The organism is Haloarcula sp. CBA1115, from assembly GCF_000827835.1.
Taxonomy (GTDB): domain Archaea; phylum Halobacteriota; class Halobacteria; order Halobacteriales; family Haloarculaceae; genus Haloarcula; species Haloarcula hispanica.
The window spans coordinates 957,174-973,380 of record NZ_CP010529.1; the positions used below are offsets into that span (position 1 = coordinate 957,174).

Here is a 16,207-nt window from a genome sequence, read left to right on the forward strand (position 1 = left end):
CCCCGAACCGTTCGCATGACGGCGGCATCGCTTCTTCGCCGTCGCTATCGTCGTCAATGGTATGATGAACGGGAGTGATTGGCGGCGGGACCTATCCGGGCCGAGCGTCATCACAAAAGTGCTGATACAGACGATGTGAGATGGGTTCTCGTACTCTCCAGACACCATCCGCTGGGCGGACCGATAGTTCCGGTGTGGTCCACAGCAAAGGACCTGAAATGGGGCGTCCTTGGGGCGAGACGCCCACGGGACAGACACGAAAAACTCGTGGCGCGCGGCGACGGGCTATGCCCACGGTGGTCGTCGCCGCGAAAGATGGTCGAGACTGACAGGTCAATACCCGGTCACGTCCTGACTCTCACCTCCTGTAGGGCGGCGTTTGCGCGGACGACAGGGACGGCAGTACCCGACTCGCTACGGCGACAGATATCCCGTCTCGATGTGGCCTGTTCGTCCGGCATACAATTGTTTAGGCTACCCTAAAATACAAAAAGCCATCGGTTTCTAGGCGAGCCAAAAAGTAGAGCGTCGATTACTCCTCGACGATGACGGTGCCAACCATCCCCGCGGCTTCGTGCGGAATACAGACGTAGCCGTGCTCGCCAGCCGTCTCGAACGTGTGAACGTAACTCTGGCCGGACTGCACTGCCCCTTCCCCGTTCTCCCATCCCTCGCGTGCGGCCGACTCGCTCTCGAATCCGCCGGAGGCCCAGTAGGTCGCGTCCGACGGGATTTCGTCCGCCACAGCGGTGACCGAGTGCGGTTCGCCGCCGACGTGTTCCCAGGCGACTTTATCGCCGACGCTGACAGTGAGTTCTTCCGGCGCATACGCCACTGCTTCCATGTCGACGACGTGGTCGGCGTCGTCGGGAACGCCCTCGACGACGTTCGGGCCGCCGGACAGCGACGTCTCGGTCTCCTCGGACTCCTCGCTACCGTGGCCTCCGGACCCGCTCGGGGCGCTGTCGACAGCGCCGACGACAGCGAACTGCCCGGTTCGTGTGGCATCCGCCATCCGTGTCGGGTTGCCGTCGCCGTTCGTCAGCCCTTGCGAGTAGTCGCTCAACGCAGCCTCGAAGTTCTCGTAGGCGTCGTGGTCCGCTTCCTCCAGCATCTCGTGAACCCGTGCTTCCTCGAAGGTCGCGAAGACGTCCTGTACGATGGCTGTCGCGGCCTCCCCGTTGCCGCCGGCGCTCCCGGCGATGGCATACGCCGCCGCGATGGCCTCGTCGTTGAACGCTGTCGCCGCGCTGGTGACATCCCCACCGTCCTGAGCGGCAGCACGAACGTCGGAAAGCGTCGATTCGAAGCTCTCGTAGATTTCCCCGTCGGTTTCTTCCAGCGCCTCGTGGAAGCCCGCCGCGCCGCTCTCGAAGTGGGCGAAGGTATCCTGGATGACGGTCGCCGCGCGGTCGGTTTCCGACAGCGCCGCGAGGCCGGCCGCGTCGAAGGCCCGCCCGATCATGTAGTCCGCCTCCGCTCCGCTGGCGACAGCCGTCGACAGGGCCGCTTCGAAGTCAAGCAAGGCCTGCTGGACCCCGTCGTGATGGGTCGCCACGGCTTCGCTGTCGTCGTTCTCGTAGGCCGACTGGAGTGCCACGAGGTGTTCCTCTTCGAAGCGATGGTAGAGGTCCTCGCTCTCGTGCTCCATCGTCTCGTGGAAGCCGAGTTCGTTCTCCTCGAAGCGGGCGAACACGTCTGAGACGATAGTCGCCGCGCTGTCGGCGTCGCCGAGGCGATACAGTTCGCGAGCGTCCGCAATGCGCGCACGGAAGAAGGCGGACTCCAGCGCCGCCCGGGCGTCCTCGCCGCCGACCAGCGCTTCGATACCAGTCACGAGGTTCGTATCGACCGTTTCGACGGCGCTGTCGATGCCGTCCGCGCTCCCGTTCTCGATGGCACTGGAAAGGTCCTCCAGTCCGCCCTCGAAGGCTTCGTAGGCCTCGCCGTCGGCCTCCTCCAGCGCGTCGTGCGCGTTCGCTCCCTCGAAGTGAGCGAAGACGTTCTCGACGGCCGTCGACGCTGCATCGGCCGCGTCGTTGGCGGCGAGCCAGTCCGCATCGGCAATCCGGGCACGGTAGCTGTTCAGCGTGACCGTGTGCGCGTACGCCTGCCCGGGACCGCCGGCGGACGCGAGTGCGGCCGCGTCCCAGCCGCGGGCCTGCATCGTCGCGAGGTGACCTGCACCAGCGACCGCCTCTTGCTGGACCAGCGCATACGCACCTGTGACAGTCGCATCGAGCGCGGCGCGGGCCTGTTCGGTGACACCGCTCGCGTCTTCACTGCCCGCGGCGGAACCGATGCCAGCCAGTGCGTTCTCGAAGGCTTCGTAGGACTCCGCGTCCGCAGTCTCTATTTTGCTGTACACCAGCGCGTCCTCGAACGCGGTCATCGTCTCCTCCGCGATGGTAGCGGCCGCTTCGAAAGCGCCCAGCGTCCCGGCCATGGCGGCATTGCTCGCCCGACTACCCAGCACGAGCAGGTCCAGCACTCTGGTGGCCTGCTGTCCGGCAGCGGCCTGCTGCGCTGTCTGGAGGTGGCCCGACGCTTTGTCTGCGGCCGAGGCGGCTCCGGACACGTCGCCCTCGGACAGCGACGACTGGACGGACCCGAGCGCGTCCTCGAACCCCTCGTATGCCGACTCGGACGTGGCTTCTAGCTGTTCGTGGGCTCCGTACTCGCCCGACGCCCCCTCGAAGCGGGCGAAAACGCTCTGGGCGACAGTCGCCCCGGCACCGGGTGCGCCGGCCCGGCCCAGCGCGACGGCGTCGTACAGCCGCGCCCGGTAGACGTTCCACTCAGTCGCGACAGCGGTCATCGGCCCGACCGAGACGCCGCTTTCGTCCCCCTCGTCGGTTTCCGCACCCGTTACCTGTTCTGTCGCTGCTTCGGTATCAGCTGACGCCGTGTTCGGTTCGGACGACCCCTGGCTTGGACAGCCAGCAAGGAGTCCCGTCGCAGCGATCCCCACCGTCTTCAGCAAGTCGCGTCTCTGTGGCATACAGTCGATTAGGCAGGCCTAAAAGACTTAACAGCACCGATTTTTCGGCGAGCCTAAAACCCTTCGTAGTTACACGTCATCACAGTGATACGGAAACTGTGTCGCCGGTACTGACACCGAACGCTTCGTCGCCGCGGCCGCGGTTGACGGCGAGTTCGACGTTCCCATGGCTGCCAACAGTGACGAGTCGCTGGCCCTGGTCGACGGCGGCGTAGGCCCGTCGGACTGGAGCCTCAACGCCGTCGACCGAGACCACCCCGCCGAACCGCTCCGCAAGTACCGCACCGGGTATGTTCGTCACGGCGTTCCCGAAGTCATCGACGACGAGTACCTCGCCGGTCGCTCCGTCACCTTCGACTGCGGCTGCCGGGAACCGAAGGTCGACGTAGTCGTCGGTCGGCTCGATTTCGGGCCGTGTTTCAATGGTATCGACGCCGGTGTCGTGGACGGCCGCCGCGGCGGGCGCAAACACGTCCCGCCCGTGGAACGTCGTACTCGCCGGGTCGTCGTAGGCCCAGGTGAACACCTCGAACGCGTCCGGGGCGTCGTTCTCGGTTTCAGCCAGTTCGCGGGCGACTGGCAGGAGGACGCCGTTGTCAGGCCCCACGAGCGCGTGGTCGCCCGCACGGACGACGATGGCGTCTCTGTCGGTTCCGACGCCCGGGTCGACGACGACACAGTGGACTGCCGGCGGAAAGTACGGGAGCGTCTGCGTGAGCCAGAACGCCGCTGCCCGCACGTCCTGCCGTGGGAAATCGTGAGCGATATCCGCGATACGCGCGTCCGTCGCCCGACAGATGACGCCCTTCATCGCCGCCGGATACGGTGATCCGAAATCAGAGCTGAGCGTAATCATCAGTCGTCGAGGTCATCGATGGATTCGGTGACGGACTCGCCGCTGGCGGTGTATCGTTCGAGCGAGTCACTGTCTGAGACGTGCTGGAGTCGCTTGATGCCGTGGATCTCCTCGATGACTTCCACAACAGATGCCGGGACCCGGTCACGCCAGGACTCGTCGTCGATCATCCGCTGGCGGATCTCGCTGCCCTCCAGTCGGTCGCGGTCGAACATCGGCGACTGGCGGACCTCGATACCGGCCTCCTCGAACAAGCGGACGACAAGCGGATTGTTCGAGTACGCCACGTCGAAGTCCGGGCACATACTCTCGACGTGGCTCACCCAGACGGCGTTGCGGTTGATGTCCTCAAGGGGGACGACATAAGTCGTCAGGTCGTACTCCGCGACGGCCTTCGTAATCATCATGATTCGCTCGCCGGCCGTGAAGGGGTCGTGAGTGGTGTGTGAATCGTCGGCGCTTCCGATGCCCAGGACGAGTTCGTCCACCTCATCGGCGATACGTTCGACCATCGAGTGATGGCCGTTGTGGTAGGGCTGGAAGCGACCGATGTAGAACCCACGCATATTCCCCAGTGGGTGTGGTGGTTTGATAAACCCGACGACGCGGTACCGCCGGAATACAAGCACACCCAATTCGGGCGCTGTACTGCGGTTTCCGGGGTGTTGCAACAACCGACACGGGGAGAAAGTATATCAGTCGACAGGCCTTCCGTGAGTATGTTAGCAACGTTTGTATGAGCGACAACACCGACACCGACGCGACTCCCGACCCTGACCGGGAGGCATCCGACGCTGGGGAGGAAGAGGCGTCGACCAACGGGGCCAAACAGGACCCCGACGAACCCGCCTCTGAGCCCTCGGCCGACGAGCCATCCGACCCGTCCGAGGAGCGATGGGGCGGCGAGGGAGAAACGTCCGAAACGACACTCGGAAGCGATGTCCAAGTTGACGGCGAGTCCGAACTGGACGGAGACGAGGAGAATCTCCTCGGCGGTCTCGAAATCGAGTCGACCGCCGACATCGAAGTGCCAGACCGACTCGTCGACCAGGTCATCGGGCAGGACCACGCCCGTGACGTGATCAAGAAGGCGGCCAAACAGCGCCGCCACGTCATGATGATCGGCTCCCCCGGGACGGGGAAGTCGATGCTGGCGAAAGCGATGTCCCAACTGCTTCCGCGGGAGGAGCTGCAGGACGTTCTCGTCTATCACAATCCCGACGACGGCAACGAGCCGAAAGTTCGCACCGTCCCCGGCGGCAAAGGGGAACAGATCGTCGAGGCCCACAAGGAGGAGGCCCGCAAGCGAAACCAGATGCGGACCTTCCTCATGTGGATCATCATCGCCATCGTCATCGGCTACGCCCTCATCCTCGTCCAGCAAGTCCTGCTGGGGATTCTCGCGGCCGGTGTCATCTATCTCGCGTTCCGCTACGGTTCGCGCGGTAGCGACGCGATGATCCCGAACCTGCTGGTCAACAACGCCAACCAGAAGACTGCGCCGTTCGAGGACGCAACGGGCGCTCACGCCGGCGCACTGCTGGGCGACGTTCGCCACGACCCGTTCCAGTCAGGCGGGATGGAGACGCCGAGCCACGACCGCGTCGAACCCGGTGCCATCCACCAGGCCAACAAGGGCGTGCTGTTCGTCGACGAGATCAACACGCTCGACATCCGCAGCCAGCAGAAGCTGATGACGGCCATCCAGGAGGGCGAGTTCTCCATCACAGGCCAGTCCGAGCGCTCCTCGGGCGCGATGGTCCAGACCGAGCCCGTTCCCTGTGACTTCATCATGATCGCGGCGGGGAACCTCGACGCGATGGAGAACATGCACCCCGCGCTGCGCTCCCGTATCAAGGGGTATGGGTACGAGGTGTACATGGACGACACCATCGAGGACGACCCCGAGATGCGACGGAAGTACGCCCGGTTCATCGCCCAGGAGGTCGAGAACGACGGGCGGCTCCCGCACTTCACCGAGGAGGCCGTCCAGGAACTCATCCTGGAGGCCCGGCGTCGCGCCGGCCGCAAAGGCCACCTCAGCCTGAAGTTCCGTGACCTCGGTGGGCTGGTCCGCGTCGCCGGCGACATCGCCCGCGCCGAGGACCGCGACCGCACCGAGCGAGCGGACGTGCTACAGGCCAAACGCCGCTCCCGGTCCATCGAGCAACAGCTCGCGGACAACTACATCGAGCGCCGCAAGGACTACGAGCTCACCGTCAACCAGGGCGACGTGGTCGGCCGCGTCAACGGGCTCGCCGTCATGGGCGAGGACAGCGGTATCGTCCTCCCTGTCATGGCCGAGGTCAGCCCATCACAGGGTCCCGGTCAGGTCATCGCCACCGGACAGCTCAAGGAGATGGCCGAGGAAGCCGTACAGAACGTCTCGGCGATTATCAAGAAGTTCTCCGACGAGGACATCTCCGAGAAGGACGTCCACATCCAGTTCGTTCAGGCCGGTGAGGGCGGCGTCGACGGCGACTCCGCCTCTATCACCGTCGCCACCGCGGTTATCTCCGCGATAGAAAACGTTCCGATCAAGCAAAACCTCGCCATGACCGGCTCACTGTCGGTCCGGGGCGACGTGCTCCCGGTCGGCGGCGTCACGCACAAGATCGAGGCGGCCGCCAAGTCCGGCCTCGATACGGTCATCATCCCCGAGGCGAACACGCAGGACGTGATGATCGAGGACGAGTACGAGGACATGATCGAGATCATCCCCGTCTCGCACATCTCTGAAGTCCTCGAAGTCGCCCTCGCCGGCGAAGCCGAGAAGGACTCGCTGGTCGACCGCCTCAAGTCCATCACGGGCAAGGCGCTCGATCACGAGGTCGGCCGGCAGAGCGGCAGCCCAAGTCCCCAATAGATGCCCGAGTGGGCCGCGTTCGTCGGCCTGACGGGGTTTCTTTTAACCGCGCTTCTCGGTCTCGCACGGCTCTCGCAGGGAGCCGTACGGTCCGACGGCGGTGTCTCGTCGACAGTCGACGGTACTTCGATGGCCACCGAACCCCAGGACCCGACTCTCCCACGCTTCGAGACACAACGGGCGGCGGCCCAGCGACGGCAGATGCAGGATACGCTCGCCCCAAGTGACCTCTCGACAGGGGCCTTACTTGCCAACGTCGCGTTCACGCAGGGGCTGTTCGGCGTGTTGCTGGTCGCTGGCGCGTTCTACTTCGAAATCCCGGCCAGTGCGTTCGGTATTACTGCGGACGCTCTCTCGACTGGACTGCCGGCGATAGCCGTCGGCATCGGCGCTGGCGTCGGGTTCTGGCTGGGCAACGAACTCGCCGCGGCGCTGGCCGACGGCTTCGGCGTCGCCTTCGACGAGTCGCTGCGGGAACTGCTCGCCCCGGACTCGGCCGGCGGCTGGGTCGTCCTGCTGGGCGGTGTCCTGCCGGTCATCGCCATCGTCGAGGAACTCCTCTTCCGGGCGGCGGCTATCGGCGTTCCCGTAGCCGGCCTCGACGCGCCGGCGTGGGCGATGGCCATCGTCGCCTCCGTCGCCTTCGCGCTGGGCCACGGTGCACAGGGTCGGATGGGCATCGTCGTCACCGGCACGCTGGGGCTGGCGCTCGCGGGCCTGTTCATCGCGACAAACAGCCTGCTCGCCGTCGTCGTCGCCCACTACCTCGTCAACGCCCTCGAACTGATCGTCCACGAGGGGCTGGGCGTCGACCGGCTCTGGGCCTAGAGGCCCTCGATAGCGCGGAGTTTCTGCTCGACGGGCGGCGGCGCGGCGCTCGGTCCGTCACGGACTCTATGGTCCGGAATCAACAGCGGCACGGGGTTCGCGGCCAGTGCCTTCCGGACCTGCGCAAGGTCGTCCTCGTCGTCGTCGTCCAGATCCGGCGTCATCCGCGCGACCTGTGCAACGGTGGCGTCCTCGCCGTACGGAATCTCTTGGACCGCTTCAAGCACTGTGCGCTGGTCCGTCGGGACGGTGAGGCCGACGGTGACGTCCGCGAAGTCGTCCTCGACCCCCTGAAGATACTCGTCGATGCGGTCGAGCAGCGCGTGGTCCGCCCCGGCGTCGTCCTCGGGCTGGGACGGAAACGACAGCGAGATGATCCGGTCGCCGGCCTCACCGAGCTGGACGTACCGGTCGAGATACGACGACTCGCGGGCGTAGATTCCTGCGTCCCCGGTCGGTGCTTCCATACTAGCGTCGTCGGCCGGTCGCCCCTTCAACATTCGGCCTTGGATTGATTGAAGAGACAGACTGGGAAGCGATTTCGAACAGCCAGAAAGCCCCGGCCGGCTCCGGTCGAGGGCCTCGTTGCGCACTTCTTCGCTCCCTACGGTCGCTCATGCAGTGCTTACATCTGCCGTCTTCCCGGAGCCGGCCACCGGGAGACCAGAGGTCTCCCGAGCAGTCGGCGTGGTCCGAGGGAGCGGAGCTCCCTCGTCATCACGAAAGACGCGAAGCGTCTTTCGAGCGACTTCGCGCCGACGACGCCCCTTTCAGTCCCACCAAAGCCCGTTGGACAATCCAGGCTGGGTGGGACTGAAAGGGGCGAGGCGCTGGGCTACTGCGACTCGCTGCGCCCTTCGCTCACTGCGTTCGCTCCAGTGCTTGCGTCGCCTCGTACGCCCAGCGCCTCGGGGCTTTCAGGCTCTTTGAGGAAACACAACGAAAACGAGATCCGCCGTCAGTCCTGAACGGAGAGCACGCTGGGGTAGTCAGAGATGAGCCCGTCGACGCCGGCCCGGACCAGTTCACGGGCCTGATACCACGTACTGATCGTCCAGACGTTCAGATCACGGCCTTCGTCGGCAGCGACGTCGACGAGGTCGATATCGCTCAGATTGGACTCGATGTAGCCGTCGTCGTTGAAGAAGGGCGTTCCCTGAACCATGTTCCGAGGGACGTGCATCGCGTCACAGTCGTAGCGGCGGGTAATTTCCAGCCCCGCCTCGATGTCATTCCAGAAGAGGCAAGCGATGGGAATCGAGTCGTCGTAGTCGCGGACGGTCGCGAGCGCGGCCTCGTAGAACGACGAGACGAGGATGTCGTTGTCGTACTCGCTGACGAGGTCGAGCGCGCGCTCGGTGTAGGGCCGCCACACCGCTCGCTGCGCCGACAGCGCCTGGTCCGGCAGCGACTCAGCGAAACGGAGGTCCTGACTGCCGGGGTTCTTGAACTCCAGATTGACGGCGACGCTCGGCGGAATCGAGTCCATGACCGTTTCGAGCGTCGGGACCGTCTCCCCGGTGCCGAGAACAGTCGCACTGGTCACAGTATCGGTGTCGGTCTCGAAGACGAGCCCGTCAGCGTCGGTCAGACCGCGCTCGCCGCCGTCACGCTCGGCCAGCCCGTCGTCGTGAAAGGTGACGAGCGTGCCGTCGGCCGTTGGCACGACATCGACCTCGATCATGTCGGCGCGTCGGTGGGCCGTCTGGGCTCCCGGACCGCCGAACGAGGACGCCTCGACGGCCAGTTCCGTGTTCTCCGGGTAGACGCCGGCGAATCCGCGGTGAGCGATGAGCGTCGTGTCGTCAGTCATCGCTTTGCGCTCGCTGTCGTCGGTGTCACTGTTGGTTGTGTCAGTATCATCCGATTCCTGGGGCGTTGCGCTCCCCACGAGTCCCGCGCTCGCCAGCGTCGCCGCTGTCCCTCCGACGAACGTCCGTCGGCCGATGTACCGTGACATGCTAGGTACGGCTGCCGAGCGGTTGTGAAAGACCGTTTATATGAGGGATATATGCCTCTCAGTAGACGTGCCCCACAATGTCCAGACCTGTCGCCGTCTACGGCGGCGTGGTCACGCTTACGCGCTGTGCCGCTCGCGGGCCGCGGCCACGACCAGCGGGAGTGTAATCGTCGCGTCGGCATACACCGAGACATTCCGGGCGTCCTTTTCAAGCTTCCCCCACGAGCGGGCCTCGTCGAGCGTCGCGCCGGAGAGGCCGCCGGTGTTCGATGGGTCCATCGTCAACTGGACGGCGTAGTCGTAGGCATCGGGCGAGACCAGCATCGTCTGGAGGACGTAGTTCTTCGGGACACCGCCGCCGACGACCATCGCGCCGGCGCTGTCGGCCTCGTACGCGATATCGGTTATCTGTGTCATGTCCGCCAGCGCGTCGACCGTGAACTCGCTGGTCTGGGAGTACATCCACGCCTGCAGCCCCAGCACGGAGTCCTGAAAGGCCGGGCAGTACACCGGCACGTCGTTCTCGTAGGCCGCCGCCAGCACGCCAGCGTCCTCGGGCACGTCCTCGCGCTCGTTGACCTCGCTGTTGGCTCGGCCCAGTTCCTCCGTCATGCGCTGGATCGAGACCGCGCCCTCGTCTTCCAGCGTCGAGAACACCTCGTCCCGGAGGTGGTTCTCGAACAGGGCGAAATGCTCCTGGGGGAGGTAGACGTTGTAGATCCGGTCGACGCCCTCGTCACGGAGCGTCTCGTCGTGTTCGCGCTCCGTTTGCCCCTCGGGTGTCACCTCGCCGTGGTGGTGCTTGCCGCCGATGGCCTCGATGCTGTCGTGGGTGCAGTTCGCGCCCGTCGTCACGAGTACGTCGATGTGGCCGTCGCGGATGAGTTCGCTGACGATGGCCCGCATCCCGGTCGGGACCATCGCGCCGGCCAGCCCGAAGAAGGTCGTCACGTCGTCGTCGAGCATCTCGCTGTAGATGTCGACGGCCTCGTGGATGTCGTTCGCGCCGATGCCGGCCTCGCCGTAGCTGTCAGCCAGTTCGCCGACCGTCATTCCGGCCCGGGCTTCCGCGTGCCCGATCGGATCGTGATGGAACGTCTCCCGCTCGTCGGTGTGGTCGCTCATTACAATGCAGTCGAATGGCGTCGGGTTTCAACGTCGTGGTTCGCCGTGACGGGTAGAGGCCGTTGTCGACGTGCCGTCACACACCGCGGACGGCCCATGCATCGACGTGCCGTCACACACCGCGGCTGAAACGGAGGGCTTAGACGCCCCTGCGTTGGATTGGGAGCTATGGATACTGCTGCGTTCAGGCGCGGCGTTCGGGATGTTGCGCCGCTGTTGCTAGGAATTATTCCGTTTGGCCTCGTTGCCGGCATCGCGACCGTCAACGCCGGACTGGGGCTGCCGACCGCAGTCGGGCTGTCGGTGGTCGTCTTCGCCGGCGCATCACAGCTCGCGGCGCTGGAACTGCTGGGACAGAACGCTCCGCTGACGGTCGTTGTCGCGACAGCCGTCGTCATCAACCTCCGGCTTCTGATGTACTCGGCGTCGATTGCCCCGTACTTTCGGGAATTCACTGGTCGGTGGAAGGCGGTGCTCGCCTACGTGTTGACCGACCAGGCGTACGCGCTGTCGGTCGCCAGCTACCGGTCCGACCGTGAGACGGACCGGAAGTGGTACTACCTCGGCGTCGCCGTGACGCTCTGGGCGGTGTGGCAGGTCACGACTATCGCGGGGGCGCTACTCGGGACCGGCGTCCCGGACGCCTGGGGTCTCGAATTCGCTATCCCGCTGGTCTTCCTCGCGATTCTGGTCCCTGCAATCGAGGACGCAGCGACCGGCATCGCCGCTGTCGTCGGTGGAACCGTCGCCGTCGTCGGCGCTGGCCTCCCGCTCAATCTCGGACTGCTCGTCGCGGCCGGCGTTGGCATCACCGCTGGTGTTCTCACCGAGTCCGCCACAGGAGGCACCGATGGCGACTAACTACGGCCCAGTTGAGATCGCCGGTGTCATCGCTGTCATCGGCGTGCTGACGTACGCCTGTCGGCTCTCCTTTATCGCGCTGTTCGGTCGGCTGGACGAAATTCCGCCGGTCGTCGAGCGGGTGTTGCGGTTCGTCCCCGCCGCCGTCCTCGCCGCGCTTGTTCTCCCCTCGTTCGTGACACTCGACGCCAGTAGTTTCGCCGCGGACAAGTTCGTCGCCGGAGCGCTCGCGGCAGGCGTCGCCTGGCGGACCGAGGACGTGTTCGCGACGATGGTGACCGGGATGGGCGTCCTCTGGGCCATCAGGTTCCTGCTGTAGTCAGCCCAGTTCCAGTGAGGCCCCACAGCAGTCAGACCGGTACTGCTCGCGTCGGTCGACGAGCTTGCAGTCCTGATAGCGGCGGGCGACGAGGTCCCCACACGCCCCGCAGGTGAGGACGTGCTTGGGATCGGAGAAGGCCGGACAGTGGACGTCGGTGTCGAGCTGGTCGGCCCGTTCTTGAAACGCCCGGCCGTGGTCGGTCGTCCCGTCGCGCTGATATTGCTCGACGTGAATGAGTTCGTGGCGCAGTGTTGCCTCCCAGGCGTCCCGCTCGAAGGCCGAAAAGGCGTCCCAGGTCAGCGACACCGTACATCGAAGCGGGCGGCCGTCGCTCCCGTCGACGCTGTCCCAGTCGTACCGCTCACCGATGGTGGCGTCGTCCAGTTTCGGCCGCTTGACTGCGGCGGCCCGACGCTTGGCTCGGTGGGACACTGCCCAGTCGACGAGGTCGAACCGAACCGAGACGCCCTGCTCGCGGCGGACCCCGCGACAGTACTGTTGCGACCAAGCGATGAGGTCCGCATCCGAGCTAACGCCCTCGAACGAAACGACATCTGCCATCGCCTTAGAGGCCGGTCGGGCAGTCGATGTAGGTCGTCTCCAGCCCCCAGTCCTCGACGACGGTCTGGAGCGACTGAACGCCGAACGTCTCCGTCGCGTAGTGGCCGGCGAGAATGACGTGGAGTCCCTGCTCGCGCGCCTCGTGGAAGGCCTGCTGTTTCCCCTCGCCAGTGATGAGCACGTCGGCGTCCGTCTCGACCGCCTCTTGCAGCCAGTCGACGCCGCTACCGGTCACGATGGCGACGTCCTCGACAGTCGACGGGCCGAAATCAAGCACTTGAATTGGCTGTCCGCCAGTATCCAGATTTCCTTCGAGGGTTTCGGCGAGTTCGGAGACCGTCTGTGGTTCTTGGAGGGAGCCACGCTGGCCGATGTGCTCGCCGCCCATCGATCCGAACGGCGCACGGTTGTCGAGGTCCAGCAGGTCCGCGACGCCGGCGGCGTTGCCAAGCGATTGATGGCCGTCTAGCGGGAGATGCGCGACGTACAGCGCGAGGTCGTTGTCGATCAGCGGTGCGACCCGGCGGTAGTTGGTTTCCGTCACGCGCTCCATCCCGCCCCAGACGATACCGTGGTGGGTCACGAGCAGGTCAGCGCCCGCGTCGGCGGCGCGGTCGATGGTCTCGACGGCCGCATCTACTGCGAAGGCGACGTGCTCGACCGGCTGGCTCGCCGGCCCGACCTGCAGGCCGTTCGGACTGGCGTCGATGTCGGCGTAGGCCTCGATGTCGAGTCTGTCGTCGAGACGCGTCGCGATGTCGCCTGCGTTCATGGCGCGGACTTCGAGATGACCGGTGGTATGTTTTTCTCTACCGGCGACGGGCTACCCATCCGATTCAACCAGCTGGCCGTTTTCCTGACCGATGAGGTCCCGGTCCACCGCGGCGTCGATGATGGCGTCGAACTGCTCCCCGTCGATGTCGTAGGCGTTGACCGCGACCTCGCGGATTTCCGCGCGGTCAACGGGCATCTCACGGTTCTGGAGGAGGCGCATCACCTTGTTGTACTCCAGTTTCGTCAGCGAGGGGCCGTCAGCGCTGTCGTCGCTGTCCGTACCGCGTTCGGTGTCCTCGCTCCCAGTGTTCGCCGCCGAGTCATTCGACTCGGTCGGCTCCGCCGCTTGTCCGTCCGTGGTGTCCGATGCCGCCGGGTTCGTCGCATCTGGCTCCGCAGTCGCCTCCGTCGTCGCCGCTGACTGCGCCGACTGTTCCTGTCCCGCCGCGCTCGCGCCGTCGTCGCCCAGCAGCGAGCCGTCATCGGCCGGCTCGACCACGCTGTCGGTGGTCGCCTGTGCGTCGCCTGCCGTCGTTCCAGAATCGTCCAGTAGCCCCGGCGGCTCCGTGGTCCCGGCGTCGCCAGTCGTTTCCGCTGTCTCGCGGGCGTCCGCCTTCGCCGCCTCGACGGCCGGTTCGACGATGGTTGCGAGCTTCTCTCGGCAAGTCGAGCAGAGAACGACCGTCCCCTGCTTTTCGGCTTCCGGGTCCAGCGATTTCGGGATAATCGGATATTCGGAGAGCGAGACGTCGAGCGCGCCGCCACAGAAGTAACACGACGATAGCTGGTCCATGCTCCCAACCGAGATGGCCTGTTTACTAAAAGACTACTTGCTGTGTCGGATGCCGAGCAAGTGGTGACGGCCACGGCGGTCCGAACAGCACTGACGCTGAGTCGTTGTTTACGATGTATTATATTGAAAACTCTCACCTATCGAAGAATCCACGGACCAGTCCAGCGACTTCATCACCCGGTTCCAGCCACGGCGTATGACCGTGTCCCGGGAGTTCGTGGAACTCGGCGTCGGGCATCTTCTCGGCGACGGGGCGACCGACGTCAGGCGGATAGAAGGCGTCCTCCGTCCCCCAGACGAACTGCGTCGGGCAGTCGATTCCAACGATTTCGTCCCTGATGTCGAACAACGGGTGGACACGGCCGTACGAGCCCTGTGCGGTCGCTAGCGACCGCTGGCTTTCCGGCCGGCCGGGCAGATCCTGGCCGGCGGCGAGCAGTTCGTAGAACACGTCCGGTATCGCTGCGGCGTCAACGACGTTGACCCGCTGCATCGACTGCCTCGCGTTCTCGACTGGGTCACCACGGCTGAGCAGCCACAGCAGCACGCGGTTGAGGCCGCGAACCGTCAGCAGGCGAAACAGGAGCGGGAGGTCCCGCGAGACGCCGCCCGGCGCGCCGATCAGTTGCAGTCGGTCCACACGGTCGTGGTCGATTGCGAGCAGAAGCGACTGCAGGCCGCCGTGGGAGTTCCCGGCGACGTGGGGACGGTCGATAGCGAGGTCGTCGAGCAGTTCCAGCAAGTATGCGACCAGAAACGAACGGAGGTCCCGGTCCCGGTAGCTCGGCGCGGCTGAGAGGCCGAGGCCGGGCCGGTCGGGAGCGTACACGCGGTACTCGTCGGTGAGCGCCGGGACCAGCGGGAGCCACGTCGCTGCTGGCGTTCCGACACCGTGGAGCAGAAGTACGGCGTCGCCGTCCTGATTCCCACCGACCAGATAGTGAACGCGACCCGCGGCGTCCGTCTCGGTCACTCTGGACTCGACGGAGTGGTCGTAGTGGTCCACAAGACGGGCCTGTGCGTCCGCGTATCGGCGCTCGGCCGGATGGGACCAGTCGTCTGGCGACAGCGCGCGGTCCTCGGAAACTGTGGTACTACCACTCATACCCGAACTGTCCGGCGCCGTCCGCATCAGTCTACCGCGGCCAGTGCTACATGGCAAGATTGCGCCTCCATGAGACACATATAGCTCCGCTTCCTCGCACCCACATGGAGGCTATCGAAGGAACCGTCCTTGCCGGGCGGTCGTTCGAGCCGGTCCACGGCAGCGTTGTCGTCGAGGACGGCTACATAACGGCCATCGAGGAGACGTCCGAGCGCGAGAGCGACCACGACCGCATTGTCTTGCCGGCGTTCGTGAACGCCCACACGCACGTCGGCGACTCAGTCGCCAAGGAGGCCGCTGTCGGTCTTGGCTTGGAGGAGGCAGTGGTGCCACCGGACAGCCTGAAACACCAGCAGATCGCAGCGGCCGATGACGAGACGCTGATTGCCGCGATGCACCGTACACTTCGATTCATGCAGCGAACCGGCACCGCGGCGTTTCTCGACTTCCGGGAGTTCGGCGTCGACGGGGCACGGGCACTACGCGAGGCCGCCGAGGGACTCGATATCGAGGACTTCATCTTCGGGAGCGATGACACTGCGGTGCTGGACGTGGCCGACGGGTTCGGTGCCAGCGGCGCGAACGACGACGATTTCACCGCCCGGCGGACCGCCACCGAGGAGCGCGGGGCCCCGTTCGCTATCCACGCCGGCGAACCGGACGCCACTGACATACACCCGGCGCTGGATCTGGAGCCGGAGTTGCTGGTCCACATGGTCCATGCCGAAGCAGAACACCTCGAACGGGTGGCCGATCAGGACGTCCCGATCGCGGTCTGTCCCCGTGCGAACCGCGTCCTTGAGGTCGGCCGACCGCCGATCGAGACGCTTCTGGAGTACACTGACGTGGCACTCGGGACTGATAATGTGATGCTCAATGCACCATCCATGTTCCGTGAGATGGAGTACACCGCGAAGACGTTCGACCTCCCCTCGCGGACGGTGCTTCGGATGGCCACGACCGCTGGGGCCGAAGCGGTCGGCCTCGACTGCGGTGTCATCGAACCCGGCCGCCGGGCCGCACTGCTGGTCCTCGACGGCGACTCAGACAACCTCTCGGCTGTCGCCGACCCAGTCGACGCGGTTGTCCGGCGAGCGTCGCCGCTGGACATCCACCGAGTTGTCTGCTGAAGCCGACGGCGAGAATATTCCCCGA

The 16,207-nt window shown here is 65.4% G+C and carries 15 protein-coding genes; 5 read left to right on the forward strand and 10 right to left on the reverse strand.

All coding sequences use genetic code 11. The annotated features are described in order from the left end of the window. Nucleotides 1–532: 532 nt before the first annotated feature. The 3 genes from SG26_RS04635 to SG26_RS04645 all read right to left on the reverse strand — a co-directional run bounded on the left by SG26_RS04635 (nt 533) and on the right by SG26_RS04645 (nt 4,423). Nucleotides 533–3,001 carry a DUF5059 domain-containing protein gene (locus SG26_RS04635; RefSeq protein WP_050036965.1) on the reverse strand — a complete coding sequence of 823 codons (2,469 nt, stop codon included), beginning with the start codon at nt 2,999–3,001 and terminating at the stop codon, nt 533–535. Between the two features lie 79 nt (nt 3,002–3,080). Then, nucleotides 3,081–3,857: an S-adenosyl-l-methionine hydroxide adenosyltransferase family protein gene (locus tag SG26_RS04640; RefSeq protein ID WP_050036966.1), complete on the reverse strand. Its 777-nt coding sequence runs from the start codon at nt 3,855–3,857 to the stop codon at nt 3,081–3,083. Further along, on the reverse strand, nt 3,857–4,423 hold the full coding sequence (locus SG26_RS04645; RefSeq protein ID WP_014041115.1) for a nicotinamide-nucleotide adenylyltransferase: 567 nt from the start codon (nt 4,421–4,423) through the stop codon (nt 3,857–3,859). The genes SG26_RS04640 and SG26_RS04645 overlap by 1 nt, the downstream gene beginning before the upstream one ends. Before the next feature lie 170 nt (nt 4,424–4,593). Between SG26_RS04645 and lonB the strand changes: the two genes are divergently transcribed. Next, nucleotides 4,594–6,723: an ATP-dependent protease LonB gene (gene lonB / locus SG26_RS04650; RefSeq protein WP_014041116.1), complete on the forward strand. Its 2,130-nt coding sequence runs from the start codon at nt 4,594–4,596 to the stop codon at nt 6,721–6,723. Next, on the forward strand, nt 6,724–7,551 hold the full coding sequence (locus SG26_RS04655) for a CPBP family intramembrane glutamic endopeptidase (RefSeq protein WP_014041117.1): 828 nt from the start codon (nt 6,724–6,726) through the stop codon (nt 7,549–7,551). It abuts the gene before it with no gap. Here SG26_RS04655 and SG26_RS04660 read toward each other — a convergent pair. The 3 genes from SG26_RS04660 to SG26_RS04670 form a co-directional block, all read right to left on the reverse strand. Further along, on the reverse strand, nt 7,548–8,051 hold the full coding sequence (locus tag SG26_RS04660; protein ID WP_023843387.1) for an MGMT family protein: 504 nt from the start codon (nt 8,049–8,051) through the stop codon (nt 7,548–7,550). The genes SG26_RS04655 and SG26_RS04660 overlap by 4 nt on opposite strands. Nucleotides 8,052–8,509: 458 nt before the next feature. Then, nucleotides 8,510–9,511 (reverse strand): glycerophosphodiester phosphodiesterase, encoded by a 1,002-nt coding sequence (locus tag SG26_RS04665; RefSeq protein ID WP_014041119.1) that lies wholly within the window; start codon nt 9,509–9,511, stop codon nt 8,510–8,512. Nucleotides 9,512–9,628: 117 nt separating this feature from the next. After that, nucleotides 9,629–10,636, reverse strand: a complete 1,008-nt coding sequence (locus SG26_RS04670) for a deoxyhypusine synthase (protein ID WP_023843388.1) — start codon at nt 10,634–10,636, stop codon at nt 9,629–9,631. A gap of 168 nt (nt 10,637–10,804) precedes the next feature. Here SG26_RS04670 and SG26_RS04675 point away from each other — a divergent pair, with 168 nt between their 5' ends. Together SG26_RS04675 and SG26_RS04680 are read left to right on the forward strand one after the other, a co-directional pair. Beyond that, on the forward strand, nt 10,805–11,497 hold the full coding sequence (locus tag SG26_RS04675; RefSeq protein ID WP_050036967.1) for an AzlC family ABC transporter permease: 693 nt from the start codon (nt 10,805–10,807) through the stop codon (nt 11,495–11,497). Beyond that, nucleotides 11,487–11,816, forward strand: coding sequence for an AzlD domain-containing protein (locus tag SG26_RS04680; protein WP_050036968.1), 330 nt, complete (start codon nt 11,487–11,489; stop codon nt 11,814–11,816). Before SG26_RS04675 ends, SG26_RS04680 begins: the two co-directional genes overlap by 11 nt. On the opposite strand, the gene SG26_RS04685 is transcribed toward SG26_RS04680, so the two are convergent. The 4 genes from SG26_RS04685 to SG26_RS04700 all read right to left on the reverse strand — a co-directional run bounded on the left by SG26_RS04685 (nt 11,817) and on the right by SG26_RS04700 (nt 15,052). Beyond that, nucleotides 11,817–12,380: a SprT-like domain-containing protein gene (locus SG26_RS04685; RefSeq protein ID WP_050036969.1), complete on the reverse strand. Its 564-nt coding sequence runs from the start codon at nt 12,378–12,380 to the stop codon at nt 11,817–11,819. Between the two features lie 4 nt (nt 12,381–12,384). Beyond that, complete coding sequence (locus SG26_RS04690; protein WP_014041124.1) at nt 12,385–13,152, reverse strand: Nif3-like dinuclear metal center hexameric protein; 768 nt, start codon at nt 13,150–13,152, stop codon at nt 12,385–12,387. Nucleotides 13,153–13,203: 51 nt separating this feature from the next. Then, entirely contained in the window at nt 13,204–13,947 is a 744-nt protein-coding gene (locus SG26_RS04695) for a hypothetical protein (RefSeq protein ID WP_050036970.1), read from the reverse strand. A gap of 133 nt (nt 13,948–14,080) precedes the next feature. Then, the gene (locus SG26_RS04700; protein ID WP_050036971.1) at nt 14,081–15,052 is read right to left on the reverse strand and encodes an alpha/beta fold hydrolase; all 972 of its coding nucleotides are present in this window, start codon (nt 15,050–15,052) and stop codon (nt 14,081–14,083) included. Nucleotides 15,053–15,156: 104 nt separating this feature from the next. On the opposite strand from SG26_RS04700, the gene SG26_RS04705 reads away from it, so the two are divergent. Further along, the gene (locus SG26_RS04705; RefSeq protein ID WP_050036972.1) at nt 15,157–16,182 is read left to right on the forward strand and encodes an amidohydrolase family protein; all 1,026 of its coding nucleotides are present in this window, start codon (nt 15,157–15,159) and stop codon (nt 16,180–16,182) included. Nucleotides 16,183–16,207 lie beyond the last annotated feature (25 nt).